Here is a 24,374-nt window from a genome sequence, read left to right as displayed (position 1 = left end):
CCGACCGGATCGAGGCCGCGCTCACCGTGCTGGAGATCGTCCAGCGCAGCGGCAGGCTGACGGGAGAGGCGAACAGCGCTCGTCCCGGCGGCGACGGCACGCCGGACGGGAGCACGCCCGGTGACCCGGACCAGCGCCCGGACACCACGCCGGAGCAGGCCGCCTCCACTGGGGAAGCCGGGGAGACAGGGCAGACTTCGGAGCGCGAGCCGGAGCCGGAGACGACCGCCCCGGCAGCGACCACAGACGGACATCTCGTTGAAGGAGACGACAGTGACGGTGCAGTTCCAGGTGGCCTACGTGGACGACCTCCCGCGAAGGGCGGGCTTGCTGGTTTCGGGGTATCTGACCGCCGGGACCATGACGGACGACCTGATGTTGCGGGATCCGGAGACGGACACCCAGTGGCAGGTGCTCGGCGTGGAGTTCCCGACGCCAAGGGCACGGGAAGAGGGTCGGACGACGGTGCTGGTCGAGCGGTCGGAGACGCCGCCCCAGGTCGGGATGACGCTCACGAGCTGACCGAGGCGACCCGTCCGGCGCACCGCGCCGACGAGGTTCTCGCCGCGAGCGGCAGCGTCATGGAGGTCGGCGACCTCGGCGCGCTGCTGACGCTGATGGGCCCGCTGCCCGGCGTCTCGGTCGAGCCGAACGCCGACGGCGGGCCACGGGTCACCTTCGAGTCCACCGGTCGCACGGTCGACGTCGCCATTGCGCTCACCGACAGCCGCCTGGGCTACCTGGACGTGCGAACCAGCGCGTCCGGCTCGACCGTCGCCCTGGTGGGCATCGGCAGGGCCAGCACCGTCGTCGAGGCGGTCACCACGCTCGCGGAGCGGCTGGGCATGGTCGAGTTCTGGCACCGCCGAGAGGCCCAGCTCCCACAGCCGGTGAACCAGGACCCGCGCACCCCCAACCCCGCTGTCGTCAACTCCCCGATCCAGTCGATGAACGCGGCGGCCAACGGGATCCACGCGCTGGGCCTGGAGTTCGGCGCGGACGGCGGGCCCGTCGGCGCCAGTCTGCTCAGGAACTTCCGGTACGGGCTGTCGCGAGTGCAGGAGCAGGTCACACCCGCCGAGCTGGCCCGGCTCGTCCGCGAGGGAGTTCTCTCCGCCCGAGCCAGGTCGGTGCTGATCACGCTCGGGTACGAGGTTCCCCCTGCCGCCACCGGTGGCAGGCCCGAGGCCGCTCTGCCGCGGGCCGAGGCGTGGGACGGGGTGTTCCGTTCTTCTTCCTCGCAGCGGGCGTTCGACACGCGTGATCTCGTCACGGTGCTCGACACGCTCGCCGCGTCGGGTGCGGTGTCGGGACTGCGGCACGGCCCGCACGTGCCGGGACAGCCGATCCAGATCCTCATCGGCTCCACCCAACTGCGCCTGGACGTGGAGCAGCCCTCCCGCTTCCTCGGGCATGACGGCGCGCTGTCCTCCTCGCAGCGCGAAGGTCACACTCATGTGCTGATCAAGGTCAGCAAGGGCACCGACCTGGCACGGGCCACCCGGGAGTACGCCTTCCAGCTCGGCAAGCTGGCGCATGAGATCACCGACGCGGGGCAGGCGAACACGCCCCGGGTCCTGTCTCGGGGCATCACCGGCTCTCTTCTCGACGCGGACACCGCGGGCCGGATCGCGGTGCTCAACACCATGGCCGCGCAGTGGGCCGAGCAGCCCTCCGCAGCGCTGGCGCGGGACTTCCTCGCGCTGGCCCGGCGCACCGGCGAGGAACTGCCGACCGGGCTGCGGCTCGCCGAGCACCTCACCGAGGCAGCGCGAACGCTGCTCACCACAGCCCAGGAGGCCAGCGCCGACAGGACCCGAGCTGACTCCACGACCGAAACGCGACCGCGATCGGCGGACACAGCGCCTCCCGCCCGGCCCACGCTCCGCGACGCACTCGCGGCCGACGGCGTGACGGTCGCCTCGAATTCCACAAGCGTCACCACATCCCTCTACCGCGTCACGGGGCGTTTCGGAGAGATCGGCGTTTTCACCCCGGTGCGCTCGAAGGTCGGCAGCGACACGCGCGGCGCGGCGCGTCGCATCGTGTCCGCGGCGTACACCGCCGAGGCGCTCGGCGCGACCAGCATCGTGGATGAGGCGGTGTTCTGGAACAGCCCGGAGGGCCCGGGCGCGGTGCGCCGCACGATGTCCGGCACGACGCCGGGGCACGCGGACGTCACGAGCTACTCGGAGTTCCACCAGCAGCTGGCCGCGGCCGTGCACTACGCGGTCGGGTACAACGCGGAGGGCGCTTCCTCGGAGACCGGGCCCTCTGGCGAACCGCGCCTGTCCGGCTTCCACCGCTCGTTCCCGCCGGACAACGAGAGCCGCGGGCGGCTGAACAAGCCGGTCGTCAAGTCCGACTTCGTGGCATCCGTGGTCGAACAGCGCACCGTCTTCCGCGAGGACGTGCTGGCCAGGCTGAGGGCCGTGACGCCGGACAGCCTCGCGGCGCGGCTACGCGCGTACGGCTTGACCGAGCAGGAGACCGCCGGGGTCGTCAAACGGATCAAGGAGATGGTCGAACACCGCAGCATCCTCGGCGAGGGTGTCGAGGTCTACTGGTCCGACGGCACCACGGCCAGCCGCCTCCAGCCGGCGCCCCTGCCCGCGGCGGGGTCCGTTCCCCCCGCGCTGGCGAACGTGCCCGCCGCGGGCCTGCACCAGCGCGAGATCGACATGGCGCGCCGCCTGACCACCCAGGAGGCAGGCAGGATCGGCACCCGGCCTCGGCCGACGATCGGCCCGCCCCTGCTCGGGCCCGCCAAGAACCCGATCGGCAGCTTCATCGCCGATGAACCCCGCGGTCGCCACCCGGAACGGGCCGCCGACAAGACCAACCGCCTGCAGGCGATGTGGCGCACGCTCGTCGTGGCGAAGTGGTCGCACCTCGGCCTGGCGACGACGCGCTTCGACGGCCTGGCACAGATCGGGTCTGGCGTGGTGGTGGAGTTCGACCCCAGCCTGCGCGATCCCCTGGCTCCCAAGGCCTACTACGTCCTTGATCGGCAGCGGGTCGCGGCGGCGCAGTACCTGCTCGGCAAGCGCAGCGAGTACTCCACGCACCGGACGCGGCCGGACGGGAGCCTGGTGCTCACCGACGACGGGGACTCCCTCCCCGGGAAGTTCGCCGGTCACCCGACGGAGCTGGCCATCGGGTCGGACTTCATCAACGAGCACTTCGGCACCGCTTTCGCCCCCGAGGTCCTCGCCGAGCTGCGCGCGATCGACCCCGTCGTCCTCGGCGAGGTGCTGGCGGAGACCGGGCTCGACCGCCACGAGATCGACGCCGCGCTCATCCGCCTGTGGGAGATGCAGCAGTTCGGCAAGATCACCGGTCAGGCGTCGCGGGGCCCTGTCTCCGGCAAGGACAACCACGGGATTCGCCGCGGGCGCGCTGAGCAGCACCTCACCGCGGCTCAGCAGGGCGTGGAGCTGCCCAGGACCGCCGAGACCGTCCTGCGGGCCGCGCTCCTCGCGGGCGTCGACGGCGACCTGGCCAGGATCACCGACCTGGTCCTGGAACACGACGAGGCGACCCTCGCCTGGTTCGCCGAGAACGGCCCCCGCGGCGCCATCCCGGTTGAGAAGCGCGGGACCGCGATCTGGCTTGCACCGTCGGCCTTCGCCGACATGGCCACCCTGGTCGAGGTGCTGACGCAGCAGCTGGCCCACGCCAACCACCTCCGCAAGGGGATCACGCCCGGCAACACCGCCAGGAGCGTGCTGGTGCGCTACGCCCGCAGCTACGCCGATGCCGCGCTCCGCCAGGCGCGCGGAGAACCCGGCAACCTCACCGACCAGGTCACCGAACCCACGGAGGGCGAGGGCGACCAGACCGAATTCGATGACAGCATCGAGCTCCTGTTCCACGGTGGCCACCACCACAGTGCGCCGTTCCAGCCCAACGTGGGCAACGGAGTGCCCGCGACAGCGGTGCACTTCGTCGCCGATCACCTCCGGCAGTTCCCCGGCGAGATCCGGGAGGCCCGGCACAACGACCCGGCGTGGTCCGCGATGGTGCGGGACCTCCAGAGGGCGGATCAGGACGGCGACCCGAACGCTCAGCGGATCAACCAGGTCCTGGCACGCCTGGACGCCCGGCAACTGCCCCACACGGTCGCCCTGATCGCGAAGGTGAACGGCAGGACGCACGCGGTGACCTTGGTGACGCTGACCGCCAAGACGCCGTCGGCGGTCAACGGCGGGCTCGCGGTCCAGGTTTCGGGATCCCTCGGCCCGCGGCGGGAGGCCGCGGAAACCGCCACCCACCACCACCTCGCCAAGATCTCGATGACCAGCGGCCGCGTCGTGTTCGACCACAGCGGCACGCGTGGTCCACTGGCCCGGCACGACACCTTCCACAGCGACCTCGGCCGTCGGCTCGGCCCGCACGCCCACGCCTTCGACGCGCCCTTCCAGCACCTGCTGCGCCAGGTCGGCCCGCAGCGCGCGCTGGAGCAGCGCTACCGCGGCTTCCCCGGGCTGCCGCTGCACGACTCCGTCTGGACCAGCGGTGACGCCGCTCAGCTCGTGCAGGGCGTCCAGGCGCGGCTGAGCGCCCCGGTCCAGGCCCCCGCTCCCAGCCCGGCCAACGTGGGTCGAGGTGTGCCGCCGTCGGCGGTGGAGAAGATCGCCCGCGAGGCGCACGAGTTCAGCGAGCAGGGGCAGGGCAGTGGCAAGGTTGACGTCGTCTACCCCGGCCACCCCTACTGGGATCGGTTCGAGGCCCAGGCCAAGGCGTTGGACGTCCACCCCAGGACCTCGGCGGGACTGGGCGGCACGCGCGGGGACGGTCTCGTCGTGGCTCACGTCAACGGCAACGTCCGCGCGGTCGTGCAGCTGGAGACGTGGGCCGGTTTCTACCTGGCCAGGCCGCTCGTAACTGCTCCCGGCGTCGCTCAGACCGTCGCGGGCGCGATCGAGCTGGAGCTGGCGCGGTTCGCGAGCCTGCCGCAGGACGAGAACACCGATCCGTGGCGGATCGTGGGTGTCTCGGGCAGCCCGGAAGCATCTCGGGCGAGCCTGGAGATGGGGCGCCGGATGGACGGCGGCCACCGCGACCTGTCGCTGGAAGCCGACTCCATGATCATGCCGTCGGACGCGGGCGTCATCGTGTGGTCGGTGGAAGCGCGGATGGCCGTGCTCAAGGCGGAGGCGGCACGGTCGGAGGCGGAGGCTCGCTCCGGCGAGGTCCACCGCGCGCGGTCGGCCGAGGACCTCGCCAACCAGCGCCTGGAACTCGGTCGGCAGGTCGCCGAAGCGGGGATCAAGCCCGGCGTCATCGACCTCCCGCAGAACCGGCAGGCCGTCCACCAGGCCGTGCGGGGCGGGGAGGACAACACCGACAGCGCCGCCATGCGGATGCTCGACGTCTCCAGGCTCGCCGAGGAACTCGGCACCCCGGACCTGGTCGCCCTCACCACCGGTGTGCCCGGTTCCGGCGCCGTCCAGCTGATCGAGTCCGGCACCGTCATCACGCGGGACGAGATCGGCCTGCACTTCTCGGTGCGCGACATCATGCGGGTCGCCGTCCTGGAGTACGTCGCCGGCGTGATGTACCGCGATGCCGGCGACGTCATCTCCGTGAACGGCTCCCCGGTGCTGCACGGCAACTCGTCCTCGCTCCCGGGAACCGGTGTTCGCGACTCCACGTCCTTCGACGCCGAGAAGGCCTTCGACCGCCTGCCGTTCCTGGGGCTCTGGCTCGACCTCGCCAAGACCGGCCACAAGCTGGACCCGGACATCGTCAGCTCGGTCACCCGTCTGCACGGCAAGAACCTGCAGGCCCTCCTCGGCCTCGGCGACAGGGACGCCAAGGGCTGGCTGATCGAGCGGGCCAAGGAGATCAGCGAGACCAGGGCCATCACCGGCCGCGAGTGGGGCGTGGACCTCACCTCGACCGGCCTGGAGATCTCCCAGGAGACCGTCGCGAAGGTCGCGGCGAAGATCGGGATGAGCGCAGAGCTGGCCCGGGTGAACGTGCGCATGTCGATGCTCGACCCGGAGGAGCTGGCCCACATCCGGCGCGAGCGCGCGGACGGCGCCACGCCCGTCGACAAGCACGGCCTGGAGATCATCCTCGCGCCTTCGGCCTTCGCCGACGAGCGCACCCTCATGAAGGTGCTGGCGCACGAGCTGGCGCACGCCGAGCAGTTGCGGCAGGGCATCACCCCGGGCAACACCTCCCTGGCCCTCCTGGAGCGGCACGCGCACGACGTGGCCGATGCCGCCCTGGAGCTCGCGGCGCGCAAGGAACGCGGTGAGGTCCCGGAGGACGAGCCCCGCGCCCGGGTGTGGTTCCCGACGATCGGCCAGGAGCCCCCGGACCCCGCTCACCAGAACGCCAAGTACATGTTCCACAGCGGCGCCGAGGTCCCGCCGAACGTCGGCGACGGCGTTCCCGGCGAGGCGATGGGCTTCATCGCCGGGCAGGGCACTCGTCAGCTGACGAGGCCGTCGGTCGCCGATGTCCCGCCCAACACCGGGCAGGGCGTCCCGGCGGCTGCGCTGGACGTCATCGCCTTCTACACCAACGAGTTCCGCGCTCAAGGCGGCACGATCTCAGTGCTGCGCGAGGGCGACGCGGACCTGGTCGGCTTCCGCTACCAAGCGGAGGGGATCGCGCGGCAGGAGGACGGCAAGGACGAGGACGAGGTCACGCTCGGCAGGCGCTACCTGCTGGAAGCGGTCACGATGGGCGACACCTTCATCGTCGCCCACGTCGACGGGCGCATCCAGGCCGCCGTCAGCCTCAGGCACCGCGACGACTACCTGAGCGTGGTCACGCTCGGCAGCGCGCACACCGGCGTTCGCGGCGGCGCCGTGGCCGTGGAGCACGCGCTGGCCGGCCTCGCCGCGTCGGAGGGCATGCCGGTCTTCGGCGTCACCGACGTCAGCTCCGACGTCCACGTGCTGCACAACGGTTTCGGGCGCAGGCTCGACATCGAGATCGAGCGCCCCGGCGAAGAGGAGCCGTTCAACTCGATCTGGTCGGCGGAGGACGCGAAGGCGATCACCGACGGCGTGTGGGCGCGGCTGGTCTCGACCGGCTCCTTCCGGCCCTCGGTCGGCGACGTCCCGCCCAACACCGGGCAGGGCGTCCCGGCGGCGGCTATGGACCTCATGGCCTTCCACAGCAGGGCCTTCAGCGAGCTCGGCGGTGAGGTCACCGTCGTCAGGGGGCCCGCGAGCGGGATCGCCGACGACTCGTGGTTCGAGTTCTTCGAGCAGGCCGCCGGGCTGGCCTCGGTCACCACGGGGACCCAACAGGAGAAGAAGGGGCGCGAGTACCTCAAGGACGCGCTCCAGCACGGTGAGACGATCTTCGTCGCGCACGTCGGCGGCGAACTGCACGCCGCCGCGAGGATCGACGAGTCCGACGGCCGCGTCGAGATCCTCTCCCTCGGCAGCTCTCACGACTCCGGTGTGCGCGGGGCGGCGGTCGCCGTCGAGCTCGCGATCGCCGAGCACGTCGCGGGCCTGGGCGTGTCGGTGGCCAGCGTCGCCGACGAAGCCTCGCGGCCGTTCCACAACGCCATCGGCCGTCGTCTCGACCGGACCGAGGCGCGCTCCACCACCGAGGACCTCAACTCGTTCTGGTCGGCGGAGGACGCGCGGGCGATCACCGACGGGGTCCGGGGGCGGTTGGAGGCCCTCCCGGCGCTGGCGGAGCCCGGCACCGCGCCTCTCCCGCCCGCCGTCGTCCCGCCGCACGCGGGCGAGGACGTGCCGAGCGAGGCGGTGGACTTCATGTCCTTCCACACCGAGCGCTTCCTCGGCGACGGCGGCCGGATCACCGTCGTCGAGCGCGGGACCCCGCAGTGGGCCGAGTTCGAGCGGCAAGCGCTGGCGCTCACCCAGAGCGACCCCGGAACGCACGCGCGGATCACGGCAGGCCGGGACGGCGTGCTGGAGTCCTTCCGCACACCGCACGACTACGTGATCGTCGCTCACAACGCCGACGGCATCCAGGGCGCGCTGAGCGTCCAGCGGGGGCCGGAGAACCTCGTCGTGCAGGCGCTGGGCGACGCCTACCGTGGCGCGCCCGGCGCGGGAACGGCCGTGCAGTACGCGTTGGCCGAGCTCGCGCACCGCGACGGCCTCGGTGTGCTCAGCGGGTACTCGGCGGAGGACCAGGCCTACCACCAGGTGATCGGCCGCCGTGTCGAGAACCAGACGCACTCCGTGTGGACGACGGGTGACGTCGAGCAGGTCGTGACCGGCGTGCGGGACCGCATCGGCGGCCGGGAGTGGGAGAGCCCCACCGAGCAGACCGACGCCGAGCGGGAGGCCACGCGCGAGGCGCGGGTGCGCCGGGTCCACGAACTCGCGGCCCGGGTCGGGCTCGCCGAGGTGATGGAGGGCGTCACCGTCGTCCCGATCGACGACGCCCCCACCGTCGCCTGGATGCGGCGGGAGCGGGAGCTCGGTGCCACTCCGGTCGACAAGGGCGGCACCGAGGTCTGGTTCTCGCCGGATCTGTTCGACCTCGACGACGCCGCCGCCACCGAGGTCATCGCGCACGAGGTGAAGGGCCACGTCGAGCAGCTGCGCGCTGGGCTGCGCCCGAGCAACACCCCCGTCGATCTGCTGGAAGAGCACGCCGAGGGCGAGGCGCGGGCAGCGCTCGACCGCTTCCACGGCAGGCCCGAGACAGTGGTCGAGATGCCCGAACGCGGGCCGGAGCGGGACGTGGAGGAGCAGCGCTTCCTGTTCCACGGCGGCGGACACGGGCACCAGCACGGACCCGCCCACGCGCAAGCGAGGAACTCCGCGGTCGAGCAGGTCATGGGCTTTCGCCGGGCTGGTGGGAAGACCTTCGAGGTCCGGCCCAACACCCCGGAGTGGGCCAAGCTGGAGCAGGACATCAAGTCCTCGGCCAGGAGCGGTCACAAGGGCGCGCAACAGATCGACCAAGAACTGGCACGCGCGGCCCAGCAGAGGCAGCTGGGCTCCGTCTCCGTCGTCGTGGCTACGGTGAACAACGAGCTGCACGCGGCGACGGTGGCGATGCGGACGCCGCAGGGACTTGTGTTCCAGGCGTCGGGAACTGTCGGCAGAGGACTGGCACCCGCGGAAACCGCGACACAGCACGAACTCCGCAACATCGCGGTGCGCAACAACGTCGTCGTGATCGACCCCCGCCAGCAGAACGCACCTGCCCAGGCTCAGCCCCAGGGCAACGTGGGCCGCGGTGTACCGCCGTCGGCCGTGGAGGTGATCGCCCGCGAGCGGTACACGTTCACCGAGGAGCACGGCGGCACCGTCGAGATCATCTACAAGGGGCACCACCGCTGGCAGGACCTCGTCAGCCAGGCCGCCGCGCTGGGAGTCCGCCCCGACCCGATGCCGGTGATGGGCGACCCGCTGGGACACGGGCTCGTCGTGGCGCACGTGAACGGCGAACTTCACGCGGTCGCGCAGCTGAACACGTGGTCCGGCCTCTTCCACACCGGGCCGCTGAAGAGCATCGCCAATCCCGCCAAGGGCTTCGCCGGTGCGGTCGAGCTGACACTGGTGCAGCACGCGAGCACCACGAATCAGGAGATCGCGGGTAGCTCGGATGGCAGGAACGCCACTCAGCGGAACGCCGCGATGGGCCGCCAGATGGGCAACTTGGCTCAGCCGTTCGCGGTGGCCCCTGACGTCGACTCGGTGATCAGGCCGCAGGACGCCCGCTTCCTCGCCGACGCGGTGCGGGCGCGGATGGAACAGATCGCCCAGGAGCCGAAGCCCACCCCGACCGCCGACGGCCAGCGCGCGCGGTCGACCAAGGACATCGCGGAGCAGCGCCTGGAACTCGGCGTGCTGCTCGCCCACCCCGACACCTCCGTCGAGCGCGTCGGCGACGACCAGATCGTCACCTTGCCCGATGGCCGCAAGGCGCTCTACGTGCCCGAGTACGGCGGGGAGGAAGCCAGCGACAGCTCGGCCCTCCGGATGCGCTTGGTCAGCGAGCTCGCCGATCAGCTCGGCTGGCCGGATCTGGTTCCGGTCACCGTCAGGTGGAGCAGGGAAAACACTTCCGGCTACGTCCAGCTGATCGAGACCGGCACCGTCGTCGAGCCGGACGAGATCGGCAAGACCTTCTCGATGTGGAACATCCAGCGCGGAGCGGTTCTCCAGTACCTCGCGGGTGCGCTGTCGAACGGTGTGCTGAAGTCCGTGAACGGCGCGCTGGTGCTCGAGCGGGGCGGACACTCGGTCCCCACGGACAACGAGAACCGGCCCAAGTTCGACCCGGACCGCTCGGAGCTCGTCGGTCTCTGGCTCGACCTGGCCAGGACCGGCCACGAACTGGACCCGAGGATCGTCGCCGCGGTCAGGGGTCTGAGCCACGCCAATCTGATGACCCTCGGTCTCAGCGACGAGAGCGCGAAGGCGTGGCTGGTCGAGCGGGCCAAGGAGATCAGCGAGACCGGGGCCATCACCGGTCGCGCGTGGGGCGTCGACGTCACCGCGGGCGGCCTGCCGATCACCTACGAGACCATCGCGGAAGCCGCCAGGCTGGGTGGCGCGGAGGCCGAGCTGGCGAGGGTGAAGGACGTCCGCTACTCCAAGCTCACGCCGAGCGAGGTGTCTTTCCTGCGGCGCGAGGGCGCTCCCGGCGCGACGCCCGTGGGCATGGGTGGCGACGCGGTGCTCTTCGCTCCCTGGGCCTTCACCTCCTGGAGCAAGGCCGTCGAGGTGGTGACGCACGAGCTGGCACACACCAAGCAGCTGCACGCCAAGCTCACCCCCGGCAACACCGATGTCGACCTGCTGGAGAGCAACGCCCAGGCAGAGGCCGCCGCGGCGCTCGAGAGGGCGGGCCTGGAACCAGAGGAGCAGTCGCCGTACCGCCCCGAGCGGCCCCACGTCGACGGCTACCTGCTCCACAGCGGGGCACAGACCCCGCCGAACACCGGTCAGGGTGTGCCTCGGCAGGCGATGGACGTCATCGCCAGGCAGGCAGCGCGGTTCTTCGGCGCGAACGGCGAGATCTCACTGGTCGAGCGGGGCAGCGCGCAGTGGGCGAAGTTCGAGCTCCAGGCGCGTGCTCTCAGCGAGAGCGGGAGCGGCACGCCGATGTACGCCGAGGGCAGCGCCGACAACGTGCTCGCGCCCTTCCTCGGCAAGCCGGACTTCGCGCTCGTCGCCCACGACGACAACGGCCTGCAAGCGGTGATCACCTTCTCGGTCAACGAGGACGCGGTCAGCGGGAACACCATCGTCGAGCACCGCATCGGCAACGCCTACAACGGAGCGGCCGGTGCGGGCACCGCGCTGATGTACGCACTCGCCGACGTCGCCCAAGAGCGGCGCGCCACCGTGCTCAGCAGCTACGAGGACGCTCGCGTCGAGCCGTACCACCTGGCCGTCGGTCGCCGCATCGACCGGGGCGCCTTCAACCTCTCCGGCGACAGCAGGCACAACTCGGCGTGGAGCGCGCAGGACGCGCTGGAGATCACCGACGGGGTGTACGACCGACTGGGCGGCCGTGACTGGCGCTCCCCGGAGAACGCCGCCGACGCCGACACGACGCAACGGCGGCGGGAGCGGGCGGCGAAACTCGTGACCGTCCACGACGTCGCGGCCAGGGTTGGGTTGACCGCGTTGCTGGGACCGGTCGACGTCGTGGTCGTCGACGGCGGCTGGAAGCTGGCGGCGTTGGAGCGCGGCGAGACGCTGTTCGCGGCGCCGGAGAACCAGTACGGACGGGAGATCTGGCTGGCACCTGGCGCGTTCGCCAGCGAGGAGAGCCTGGTCGCCGCCCTCGCTCAGGCGCTGACCTACGCACAGCAGCTCCAGCAGCACCGCCTCTCCGACGACACCCCGGCCAAGGCCGACGAGGCGGCCCGCGTCGCGCTGGCGAGGGCCCGCGGCGAGGACCCGGGCAACCGCCTGGTGGACGCCGTGCAGGCACGGCTCCGGGCGGGCAAGCAGTTGGTGCTCCGCTTCCTGCGCTACGGCGCCGAGCCACCCGCCACGCCCGTCCCGCCCAACACCGGTCAGGGCGTTCCCGAAGGAGCGATGGATTTCGTCGCGGATCAGACCGAGCAGTTCCTCGCCAACCACGGCCGGATCACCGTCGTCGAGCGCGGCGGCGCTCAGCACGCGGAGTTCGAGCGCCAAGCGCTGGCGCTGAACGCGGACGCGAGCGAACACGACTTCATCATCATCGCCCGCGATGCGAACGGCTTCCAGGCGGCGCTGGGGATCCAGGTCAGCAGCGCGGGCTTGGCATCGCGCACGCTCGGGAGTCCCCCGCGCCAGGCCACCGGTGCCGGTACCGCCTTGCAGTACGTCCTCGCCGGTCTCGCACAGCGGCGCGGCCTGCCCGTGCTGAGCACCTACGACAACACTGACGACGAGACCTACCACCGGACGATCGGCCGCCGCGTCGGGCACGACGCGATCGTGCTCGACCGGCAGCTCCACGCCCAGGTCACGAAGCTGCGTTCGGAGGAGGGCGCCGAGGCCTTCTTCGAGGAGAACCGCGGGCACCTCGTCAACTCCCGGTGGACCGCGCAGGACGCGGCGCAGCTGGCCGCCGGGGTGCGGGAACGCCTCGACGGCCGCGGCTGGGGATCGCCGGGCGATGACGGACCGGACCCGAACCCGAACCCGGTCCCGCCGAACACCGGCGACGGCGTTCCGGACGCGGCGCTGGCGTTCTTGTCCTTCCACGCCAACGCCTTCCGGGCGATGGGCGGCAAGGTCGAGATCATCGACGCCGCCGATGACGCGCGTCTGGACGAGTTCCGCGAGCAGGCGCCCGAGTCGACAAGGTCGACGGGGCTGCCCCCGTCGATGTGGGACTCGCTCAACCACGGCCAGAAGGTCGTCGTGGCGCACGTGGACGGCGTCGTGCAGGCCACCATCGCGATCACCGAGACCGACAACGGCTTCATCGAGGTCGAGATCGAGACGGCGCTGACCGCCGGGTTCGGACCGGACGCGAGCGTCAACACCGCGGCGGTCGCCGCCGAGGTGGAGCTGGCCAAGTACGCCGCGCAGCGGAGCACGGCCGTCGTCAGCGTCGCGTTCGAGGACAACCACGTCCACAAGGCGATCGGCCGCCGGGTGGACCGGAAGTCCGTGCAGCGCGGCCCGGAGGCGTTCGACTCGATCTGGTCGGCCTCGGACTCCTGGCGGATCACCGAGCACATCACCCCCGGCGAGGTCCGCGCACCGTCGGCCGAGGACGTCCCCGCGCGCACGGGCGAGACCGTCCCTGCCGAGGTGATGGACTTCATCGCCTTCCGCACCGACCAGTTCTTCGCCGAGGGTGGCAAGATCACGCGGATCGAGCCGGGCACCAGGCGGTGGGCGGAGTTCGAGCGGCAGGCTCTTGCGCTCACCCCGGATGTCGACGTCGCCGACGAGCGGGTGAGCCAGGGCAGGCGCAACGTCCTGGAGACCTTCCGCTCCACGCCGGAGTTCGCCTTCGTCGCCCACAACGCCGACGGCATCCAGGCCGTGCTGGGCGTCGATCAGGGGGCGGGCGGCCTCAAGGTGACCACGTTCGGCAACGCCTACCGCGGCGTGGCCGGTGCGGGCACCGCGACCCAGTTCGCCCTCGCCGACTTCGCCGGGCGCCACGACATGGGCGTCGTCAGCGACCTCGGCGGGATCTCGGGCTACCACCAGGCGCTCGGCCGTCGCCTCGGCGTCGGCACCGGCGCGCGCTGGACCGCGGACGACGCCAACGCCATCGCGGACGGGGTGCAGGAACGCCTCGGTCGCGGCTGGGAGTCCTTGGAGGACAACCCCCACGTGGTGTGGGGGCACGAGCGCGCGGAGGCGATGGAGCTCGCAGAGGCGCTGGCCAAGGTCCGGGCGGCGGCCACGGCCGCGGGCTACACCGTCGAACCGTCCCCGCGCCCCGGTGAGGTGATCGTCGACGGCATCCGCGTGGTGATCATCGACGACGCCGTGACCGAGGCGTGGATGGAGCGCGAAGGCGCTCACGGAGCGACGCCCGTCGACAAGGACGGCGAGGTCTGGTTGTCGCGCAGTGCTCTCGCCGGAGACGACGTGGTCATTCACGTCTGGTACCTCTCGCACGAGATCGGCCACGCGCGTCAGGTCAAGGCCGGTCTCTCCCCTGCCAACACCTCCAGGCAGCTCCTCGAGAAGCACGCGCACTCCGAGATGGGCGCCGCGGTGGCCCAGGCGCGCCAGGCTCACATGCCTCTCGAGGCGCGCGTGATCCCCGACGTGATGGACATGCCCACCGTCGGGCAGGAGCCGCCGGAGGAGGGCACCGAGCACCCGCGATTCTTGTTCCTCAAGGGATTCTTCTCCTCCGCCGTCGCGTCCCCGCCCAACGTGGGCAACGGGGTCCCGGACGAGGCGGTGACCTTCATCGCCCGCCACACCGCCCGGTTCTTCGCCGACGGCGGCCGGATCTCCGTGGTGGAGAAGGGCAGCCAGGAATGGCTGGCGTTCGAGCGGCAGACACGCGCACTGATGATCAAGCGCCCCGGCCGGTCCGAGATCGTCCAACGCGGTCAGAAGCACGTGAAGACGGCGTTCAAGGAAAAACACGACTTCATGATCGTCGCCCACAACGACGACGGCATCCAGGCAGTGGTGGGTGTCAGGGACCTTCCCGACTTCGCCGGTTTGAAAGAGACGTGGCTCGGCAACGCGTACCGAGGGGCCGCGGGCGCGGGAACCGCCCTGCAGTACGCCCTTGCCGACCTCGCCCGCGAGCGGGGACGGAACGTCTACAGCTCGTACGAGTCGCACGGCAGCCTGTCGTCCAAGCCCTTCCACCAGGCGCTCGGCCGCCGTCTCGACATGGCGGCTCAGCAGGTCAACCCGGCTTACCACACGCTGCTCTCCGAGCACGGTGGGCGCGTCGCCGCCGACTACACCACCGGCTTCACCTCGGCGTGGTCGGCGCAGGACGCCGGGCAGGTCGCCGACGAGGTGCGCAAGCAGCTCGGACGCGATTGGCGGTCCCGCGAAGCAGCCCCCGGCGTCGACGCCCGACAGCGGGCCGAGCAGCGAGCCGCTCGCCTGAGAGCCGCTCGCGATGCCGCGGAGTGGGCCGGGTACGCCACAGAACTCGACGCCACCGAGGGCACGCTGCTGATCGAAGGCGTGCGGGTGGTTCTCATCGACGACGCGCCGACGGCGACGTGGATGGCCCGGGAGAACGCCAGCACCGTCTCGCCGCTCGACCGCGTCGGTGGCGAGTTCTGGTTGGGGCCCAAGGCTTTCGTCAGTGACGAGGCCCTCGTCCACGCCATCGCGGCCGCGTTGGTCCATTCCAAGGCCCTCGAACGCGTCCTGCCGTGGGACGACCGGGGATGGCAGGCCAAGGCCGACGCCGAAGCCGCCGCCGCGCTCGGCAGGGTGCGCGACGAAGACCCGGCCGACATGCCCGCGCGTGACCGGAACGAGTCGCCGTTCACCAAGGGCCGCGCCTTCCTGGCGTACCGGCCGCAATCGGGGACCGCCGACATCACCCACGGCGCGGAGGAAGCCGCTCTCGAGCAGCGCCTGGCCGCCCCGGACGCACGGGTGTGGGAAGAGCAAGGCGGGTCCGCGCTCAGTGACTACGGCAACACCCGGGTCGGCCCGGAGAGCGATCCGATCGGTGTCCTGATCCCCCAGGGGCAGATGGCACAGGACCCGAGCGACCCCGAGAGCACGATCAACCGCCTGCGCGCGCAGTGGCGGGCGCTGGTCGCGGTGGGCTGGAAGCACCTCGGCATCCCGGCCGCGATGCTGAACTCCCCCGACGGGGACGGTGTCGTGCTCAAGCACGTGCCGGGCTTCACCCGGGGCGTCGACCTCGCCACCATGCGCTCCCTCGACGGCCAGCGCGCCGCGATCATGCACTACCTGCTCGCCAAGACCGGCCTGTACGGCGCGGCGGGCACTGACGGGGCGGGGCGCCTGGTGCTGCTCGGCGACCCGGACATCCTGCCGACGGAGGAACAGGTCGAGTCGGGCGATACGAGCATCGACTCCGAGTTCGTCCGGGAGCACCTCAACAGGCCGTTCGACGCCGTGGTCCAGCGCGAACTGCTCGACATCGAACCGAACCGCGTCGCCGCGGCACTGCGCTCGTCGGGCATCTCGGAGGACCTCGTCCACGACGCTCTCGCCAGGCTGGCCGAGATGCGGTGGGAGGGCCGGATCACCGGGAAGGCGTGGGGACACGTCGTCCGCAGCCAGGTGAACCTCTCCGAGACCTACGACCACGTCTACACCAAGTGGATCTCCGAGGGCTCCTCGAACGTCGCTCCCACGCTGGAGCCGAACTTCGAGACCGTGCAGGAGGCCGCGAGGCGAGCCGGGCTCGGGCGTGCGCTGAGCAAGGTCTCCGTGGTCATGAAGCACAGCACGGAGAACGAGCAGTGGCTCAGGCGGGAGAACGCGCTCGGCGCCACCCCCGTCGACAAGCACGGCACCGAGATCTGGCTGTCCCCTGCGGCCTTCGCCGACATGGACACCCTCATCCGGGTCCTCGCGCACGAACTCGCCCACGCCGAACAACTGCGCAAGGGTCGCACCCCGGCCAACACCTCCGTGAACCTGTTGGAGGAGCACGCGCACGCCTCGGCCGACGCCGCGCTCGCCAAGTCGCGGGGCGGCAGGGCGAAGCGGGTCCGCCTGCCCAAGATCGGCGAGCAGCCCCCGGTCCCCGGCACCGAGAACCTGGACTTCCTGTTCTTCCGGGAGCACGAGCACAGCCACGCGCTGGTCACCAAGGGCCTCTTCACGTCCTCCCGCGCGTTCCCGCCCAACGTCGGCAAGGGTGTCCCGGACAAGTCGCTGGACTTCATCGCCCGCCACACCAAGAAGTTCTTCGACGCAGGCGGCCGGATCTCCGTGATGGAGCGGGGCAGCCAGGAGTGGCTGGCGTTCCAGCGGCAGTCACGTGCGCTGATGGACACCGAGCACGCGCGGTCGGAGAACGACCTCCTCGGCCGGTACTACGTGGACGACGCTTTCGCCTCCGACCACGACCTCATGCTCGTCGCCCACGACGACGACGGCATCCAGGCGGTGATGGCCGTCGAGGACCTCACCCACAGGAATCGGTCCATCTACCGGGGCCTGTACGTCAAGTCCCACGGAAGCGCGTACCGGGGCGCCGTGGGCGCAGGCACCGCGTTGAACTACGCCTTGGCGGACATCGCCAGTCAGCGGCGGATGAACATCTTCAGCTCGTACGAGGCGCACAGCGACAAGCCGTCGAAGCCCTACGACCTGGCGATCGGCCGCCGCCTCGACGTGAACGCGTTCAAGCTCGACTCGAACTACGAGCAGACGCTCAGGCAGTACGGCAAGTACCACGGCCGCAGGATGTTCCACAGCCGGTTCACCTCGGCGTGGTCGAGGGAGGACGCCGAACAGATCACCGCAGGGGTGCGGTCGAGGATCGGGCGTGGCTGGGAGTCCGACGGACAGGCCCCCAACCCCGACGCCGAGCAGCAAGCCCAGCAGCGAGCCGCGCAGCGGGCAGAGCACCTGGAAACCGCTCGCGAGGCCGCGGAGTGGGCCGGCTACCGCACGGAGTTCAACGCGGCCGAGGGCACGCTGAAGATCGAGGGCACTGACTATGTGATCGTCGACGACGCGCCGACGGTGGCGTGGATGGCGTCGCAGAACGCCAGCAGCGTCACCCAGCTCTACCGGCTCGGTCACGAGGTCTGGCTGGGGCCCAAGGCCTTCGTCAGCGTCGAGTCCCGCATCAGCGCCATCGCCGCCCAGGTCGCCTACGCCAGGGCCACCGCTCGCGACGGGCGAGCGTCCCACCAGGAGTGGCGGGCCGAGGCCGACGCCGAAATCGCCGCCGCGCTCGCCAGGGCGGGGATCGACGTCTCCGCCGACGTGCCCGCGCGCGAGGCCGACGAGAAGCTGACCACTGAGAACGACGACTTCCTGGCGCACCGACCGCGCGCGGTGATCGCCGACATCGCCCACGGCCCCGAGGAACGGGCCCTGTCCGAGCAGCTGACCGGTCCGGACGCGCGGCTGTGGGAAGTGGACGATCCGTTCAAGCGGGGCGAGCTCCGGGACTACGGCAACACCCGGATCGGGCCGGAGGACGACCCGATCGGCGTCGTGCTCCGCACGGGGAAGCAGCAGGTGATCGCCGAGTGGCGGACGCTGCTCGCGGTGGGCTGGAAGCACCTCGGCGTCCCGGCCGCCGTGCTGGACTCCGCTGAGGGACGCGGTGTCGTGCTCCAGACCGTGCCGGGCTTCACGCGGGGCACCGACCTCAGCACCCAGAAGTCCCTCGACGGCCAGCGCGCCGCGATCATGCACTACCTGCTCGCCAAGTTCGGCACGTTCGGCGTGCGCGGCACGGCGGGCACCGACGCGGCGGGGCGCCTGGTGCTGCACGGCGACCCGGACATCCTGCCGACGCGGGCACGGGTCGAGGCGGGTGGGGTGCAGATCGCATCCGACTTCGTCAGCGCGAACCTCAACACGAGGTTCCACCCCGACGTCATGCGCGAGCTGCTCGCCATCGAGCCCGACCGCGTCGCCGAGGCACTGCGCTCGTCGGGCATCGCCGAGGACATCATCGAGGACGCGCTCGCCCGGCTGCGGGAGATGCAGCGCGAGGGCCGGATCACCGGGCAGGCGTGGGGCCGGGTCATCCGGGGCAAGACCGACCTGTCCGGCGAGTACGACCGCGTGTACAACAAGTGGTTCTCCGAGGGCTCCCCGACCGCGCTCCCCGCGCTGCCCATGAACATGGACACCGTGAAGAAGGCCGCCAAGCTGGCTGGACTCCGGACCGAGCTGCGCTGGGTCTCCAAGGTGGTCATGGAGCACTCCGTGGAGACGCAGGAGTGGTTCAGGCGGGAGAACGCCCTCGGCGCCACCCCGGTCTACTACCGCGGCACCGAGATCTGGCTGGCACCCGCGGCCTTCGCCGACATGGACACCCTCGTCCGGGTCCTCGCGCACGAGCTGGCCCACGCCAGGCAGCTGCGCTGGTCGCGCAACCCGGCCAACACCTCCATCAACGTGTTGGAGGAGCACGCGCACGCGTCGGCCGACGCCGCCATGGCCAAGGCACGGGGCGGCAGGGCGAAGCGGCCTCCGCTGCCGAAGATCGGCGAGAAGCCCCCGGTCCCCGGCACCGAGAAGGTCACCTTCCTGTTCCACCGGGAGGACGGGCACGGGCACACGTTGGCGCGCAACGGCGTTTCCGTTCCTATCAGCGAGATCCCGCGCAACACGGGCAACGGGGTCTCACCGGAGGCCGTGGACTTCATCGCCCGCCGCACCAAGCGTTTCTTCGCCGATGGCGGCCGGATCGCCGTGGTGGAACGGGGCAGCCGGGAGTGGGACGAGTTCCAGCGGCAGGCGAGCGCGCTCATGGACCGGCGCGCCACATCGGCCCGCGTCGACTACGGCCGGAAGAACGTGAGAGACACGTTCACTCTGTCCGACTCCGTCATCGTCGCTCACAACGATGACGGCATCCAGGCGGTACTGGGGATCGACGTCTTCCCCGGCTCGAACAGCCTCCACGTGATGTTGCTGGGCAGCGCGCACCGGGGTGCGGCGGGTGCTGGCACCGCGGTGCAGTACGTCCTCGCCGACCTGGCCCGGCAGCGCGGGCTGACCGTCTTCAGCGCGTACGACAGTGCTGGTGGCCAGTCGTCCAGGCCGTTCCACCACGCGATCGGCCGCCGCCTCGACACGGAAGCCTTCAAACTCGACCCCCGCTACCAACGGCTGGTCGCCGATCACGGCGGGCCAGAGGGCCGCAGGCGTTTCCTCGCCGGGTCCACGGGCCCCGTCCCCACTTCCGTGTGGTCGGCGGAGGACGCCGCACAGGTCGCCGACGAGGTGCGGGCACAGCTCGGCCACGGCTGGGAGACGCGGGAAGCCCCTCTCAACCCCGACATCGAGCACCGGGCAGAGCGGCGCGCGGCCACGCGGGAGGCCGCCGAGCGGGCCGGGTTCACGACCGGGATCGACGCCACCGACGGCGCGCTGACGATCGACGGCGTGCGGGTCCTGATCATCGACGACGCGCCGACGGTGGCGTGGATGGCGAGGGAGCACGCCAGCGGCGTCGCTCCGTCCGAGCAGCGCGGCAGCGAGTTCTGGTTGGGCCCCAAGGCTTTCGCCGACGAGGCGACGCTCATCCGCACCATCGCGGCCCAACTCTCGTACTCCAGGGCTTTCCGCTCCGGGCCGCTGGTGGACCACTCGGCGTGGCTGACCGAGGCCGACGCCGCGGCCGAAGCCGCGATCACCAGGGTGAGCGGCGAGGCTCCTGCCGAGGGCGTCGCCCGCAAGGACGGCGAGCACCTGCTCACCGAGAACGACGAATTCCTGGTGTACCGGCCGCACGTGGCGACCGCCGACGTCACCGACGGCCCCGAGGAGGCTGCCCTCGATGAGCGGCTGACCGCCCGGGACGCGCGGCTGCGGGTGCAGGACCGCGGGCTGTTGGAGTCCGAGCTCCACCGGTACGGCGACATCCGGGTCGGGCCGGAGGACGACCCGATCGGCGTGCTGATCCCCCTCGGGGAGATGGTGCTCGACGCCAGGTACCCCGACAGCGCGGCCCAGCGGGTGCGCGCGGAGTGGCGGACGCTGCTCGCGGTGGGCTGGAAGCACCTCGGCGTCCCGGCCGCCGTGCTGGACTCCGCCGAGGGAAGCGGAGTCGTGCTCCAGAACGTGCCGGGCTTCACGCGGGGCGTCGACCTCGCCACCCTGCGCTCCCTCGACGGGCAGCGCGCCGCGATCGTGCACTACCTGCTGGCCAAGACCAACGTGCCCGGTGTGCGTGGAACCGCGGGCAAGAGCCCGGATCGCGCTCTCGTGCTGCACGGCGACCCGGACATCCTGCCGACGCGACAGCAGGTCGAGTCCGGCGAGGTGAGCATCGACTCCGACTTCGTCCGGGAACACCTCAACCGGCCGTTCGACGCCGTTGTCCAGCGCGAGCTGCGCGACATCTCGCCCGAGCGCGTCGCCGAGGCACTGCGCTCGTCGGGCATCGCCGAGGACATCGTCCAGGACGCGCTCGCCCGGCTGCGGGAGATGCAGCGCGAGGGCCGGATCACCGGGCAGGCGTGGGGACACGTCGTCCGCAGCCAGGTGAACCTCTCCGAGACCTACGACCACGTGTGGGCCAAGTGGTTCTCCGAGGGCTCCGCGAACATGGACGCCACCCTGGTGGTGGACCAGAAGACCGTGCGGGAGGCCGCGAAACTGGCCGGGCTCCAGAAGGAGCTGCGCAGGGTCAAGAACGTGGTCATCGACCACTCCGAGACGAAGAAGGCGTGGTTCAGGCGGGAGAACGCGCTAGGCGCCACCCCCGTCGAGAAGCGCGGGGACGAGATCTGGCTGGCCCCCGCCGCCTTCGCCGACATGGACACCCTGATCCGGGTGCTCGCGCACGAGCTCGCCCACGCCGAGCAACTGCGCAAGGGGCTCAGCCCGGCCAACACCTCCATCAACCTGCTGGAGGAGCACGCGCACGCCGAGGCCGACGGCGCCTTCACCAGGGCACGGGGCGGCAAGGCGAAGCGGGTTCCGCTGCCGCGCATCGGCGAGGTGCTCCCGCCCCCCGGCACCGAGCACATCAAGATCCTGTTCCACAAGGAGCACGGCCACGGGCCGCTCTCCGACGACGACATCGCGACCCTGTTCCGGGAGGGGGGCGTCACCGACGTCGGGAGCATGGACGAGCTGATCGCGATGATCGGCTCGATGCCCGGGGTGTCCGTCGAACAGGCCCAGGGCCGCCCGCCGAAGCTCTTCTTCCGGGAAACCGGAGCCGAGGTGGAACTCGCCGTGACGGTCGCCGAGGACGACCTCCTCGATCACGTGCGAGTGTTCGAGAACGCGCTCGGCGGGAAGACCGCCGTGCTGTACATCGCGCGGCGGCACAGCGTCGTCAGGGCCGTGATCGCGGCGGCCGAGCTGATCGGCACCCTGGAGGGCAGCCTGCGCCACGACGCAGGGCTGCCCCCGCTGGCCCCGCCCCCGCCCCTGCCGCGGCACGGCGCGCCGCCGCCGGGCGTGGACAGCGTGACCCGCCCGCTCTACCGGATGAACGCCACCGCCAACGCGATCCACGCCACCGACACGGGATTCGACCCGATCATCGGGCTGGAAAGCTCCCCGCTGTGGATCGAGTTCCGCGCGGCCACCCTGACGCTCATCGGCGCGGTCGGCGAGAACGGCGTTGCCGAGCTGGTCGAGCGCGGACGGCTGACCGCGCGGGCCCGCACGGTCCTCGCGACCCTGACGTTCTTCCACGAGCTCCCCACTGGCTTGGACAGGGACGCCAAAGCCATCGAGGAACCCGCGGTGCGCGACGCGGAGTGGGCGCGAGCCCTCGGGTCCGCTCGTTCACTCCGGCCGTTCGACCCGGCATCGTCGGACGTGACCCGGGCGCTCGACGAACTCCGCTGGTCCGGCGCGGTGCCGGGGCTGAAGCACGGCACCCACCGGCCGGGCGAGCCGATCGAGGTCAGCTTCGGTTCGACCCAGCTGCGGCTGACCACCGACAAGCGATTCCACCAGCCGGGCGACGAGAACGCCCTGTCCTCGTTCCGGATCCGCCGAGGCGGAGCCGCCGAGATCCAGGTCCGCCGCGGCCTCGACCACGAGCGGGCCGTGCGCGAGTACGCCTACCAGTTGGGCAAGCTGGCCAGCCAGGAGAAGCCGTCGGGTCTGCGGAGCCTGCTGCCGTGGTCGGCCAAGACCACCGTCGGCGCCGAGACCGCGGGCAAGCTCGCGGTGCTCAACGTCATGGCCTACCAGTTGGACCAGGCGAAGGGCGAGGGCGCGGAACTCGAGCGGCCGCTGCCGTCGACCAGGCGCGAAATCGCCGCGCGCGCCGCGGAGTTCCTGGAGTTCGCCGACCGCGTGCTGGCGGAGCTGCCGGAGGGACAGGACTGGGCCGCCCTCACCACCGCGCACCTGCGCGGAAACGCGAACGCGCTGCTCGCTGGCAAGGCCGCCTCCTACGCGGCGTGGGACTCCGATCCCAGCCAACTGATGGGGCCGGCGGAGCTGAAGCTGCGCGAACAGTTGGAGGCGGGGTTCACGGTCGCCGGAGAGCTCTCTGACGAGCCCGGCTGGCTCCGCCTCGACGGGCCGCACGGTCCGGTCGGCGACTACCTGTCGAGGTTGGCGCAGCACGAGGGCGTTCCCGTCGAGGACACCATGCTGAGCGAGGTCCTCGCAGCAGGTCACATCGGTGACGAGCTCGGTCTGACCGCGTCCACCGCCTTGCGGCGGGGCATGGCCACGATGGTGCCGTCGGCCACGCCGTGGCACGGTCCGCAGGGTCCCGGAGTGGTTCGGCAGCGGCTGGGCGTCGGGGACCCCAGGCCCCTCGACGCCCTCGGCAGCCCCGAGACGCTGACGAAGGACGCACTCGACGTCCGCGACTACGACCAGCTGCACCGGGAACTGGCGGCGATCTACGACTACGCCATCGGGCACCTCGGCCGGGACGAGGACACCTACGGCACCATCTACCGGACCGACCTGTTCGCGGCCACCGGCGCCGCGCCGGTGCTCAAGGTCAACTACCCGGCGTTCCCCGGGCGGGACGGCGCGGTCATCCGCTCGAACTTCGTCGCCGCCCAGCTCGGCGTGCGCTTCAGCGACTGGACGCTGCGCACCGTGCTGGAGAACGTCTCCGTCGAGCACCTGGCGGAACAGCTGCGCAGGGACGGACTCGGTGAGGACGAGATCGCCGGGGTGAGCGCCCGGCTGACGGAGATGCGCGACACCGGCATGATCACCGGTGCGGCCGTCGCCGGGATCGAGTTCGCCAACGGCACTCCCGTCCCGCCGAGGGGCGCCGCGGCGTTCGCCGAGTTGGCTGGGATCGACCCGGAGAGCCTGCCCAAGGTGGGCGCCATCAGCTCGGTCTCCGGGAAGCTGGACGCCGGAGCGGCTGCGCTCCTCGTCGACCTGGCTTCCCCCGATGTCACGGTGTGGCGGGAGCAGCTCGGGCTCTCCGAGCCCGAGCTGCACGAGTACAGCGAATGGCGGGTCGGCCCGAAGGAGGGCCTGATCGGCGCGTTCATCCCCACCGGGGAGAAGGCGCCCGACGGCGCCGACAGCGCCGCCAAGCGCCTGCTCGCGCAGTGGCAGACGCTGGTCACCTTCGGCTGGCAGCACCTCAGCCCGCCCGCGGTCGCGTGGGAAGGTCCCCGCGGGCTCGGTGTCGTGCTCCAGCGCGTCCTGGGCTTCGTGCGGGGCGTGAACCGCACCGCCCTGCGGTCCCTCGACGGCCAGCGCGCGGCGGCGCTGCACTACGTGCTCGGCGTGACCGGGGAGCACCGGGCGCACGGCACGTGGGGCACCGACCGGGCGGGCAACCTCGTGCTGCACGGCGACCCGGACATCCTGCCCACCCAG

The 24,374-nt window shown here is 71.4% G+C and carries 1 pseudogene (running past both ends of the window); it reads left to right on the top strand.

The features are described 5' to 3' along the window. A pseudogene (locus CCN37_RS30705) lies at nucleotides 1-24,374 on the top strand (hypothetical protein) (its annotated part extends past both window edges: 36,514 nt to the left, 17,733 nt to the right); the annotation flags it as partial.

It is taken from the genome of Allokutzneria sp. NRRL B-24872 (assembly GCF_002155965.1).
Taxonomy (GTDB): Bacteria; Actinomycetota; Actinomycetes; order Mycobacteriales; family Pseudonocardiaceae; genus Allokutzneria.
Note: the sequence above shows the minus strand (reverse complement) of the source record. Positions and strands in the feature narration are given on the sequence as shown.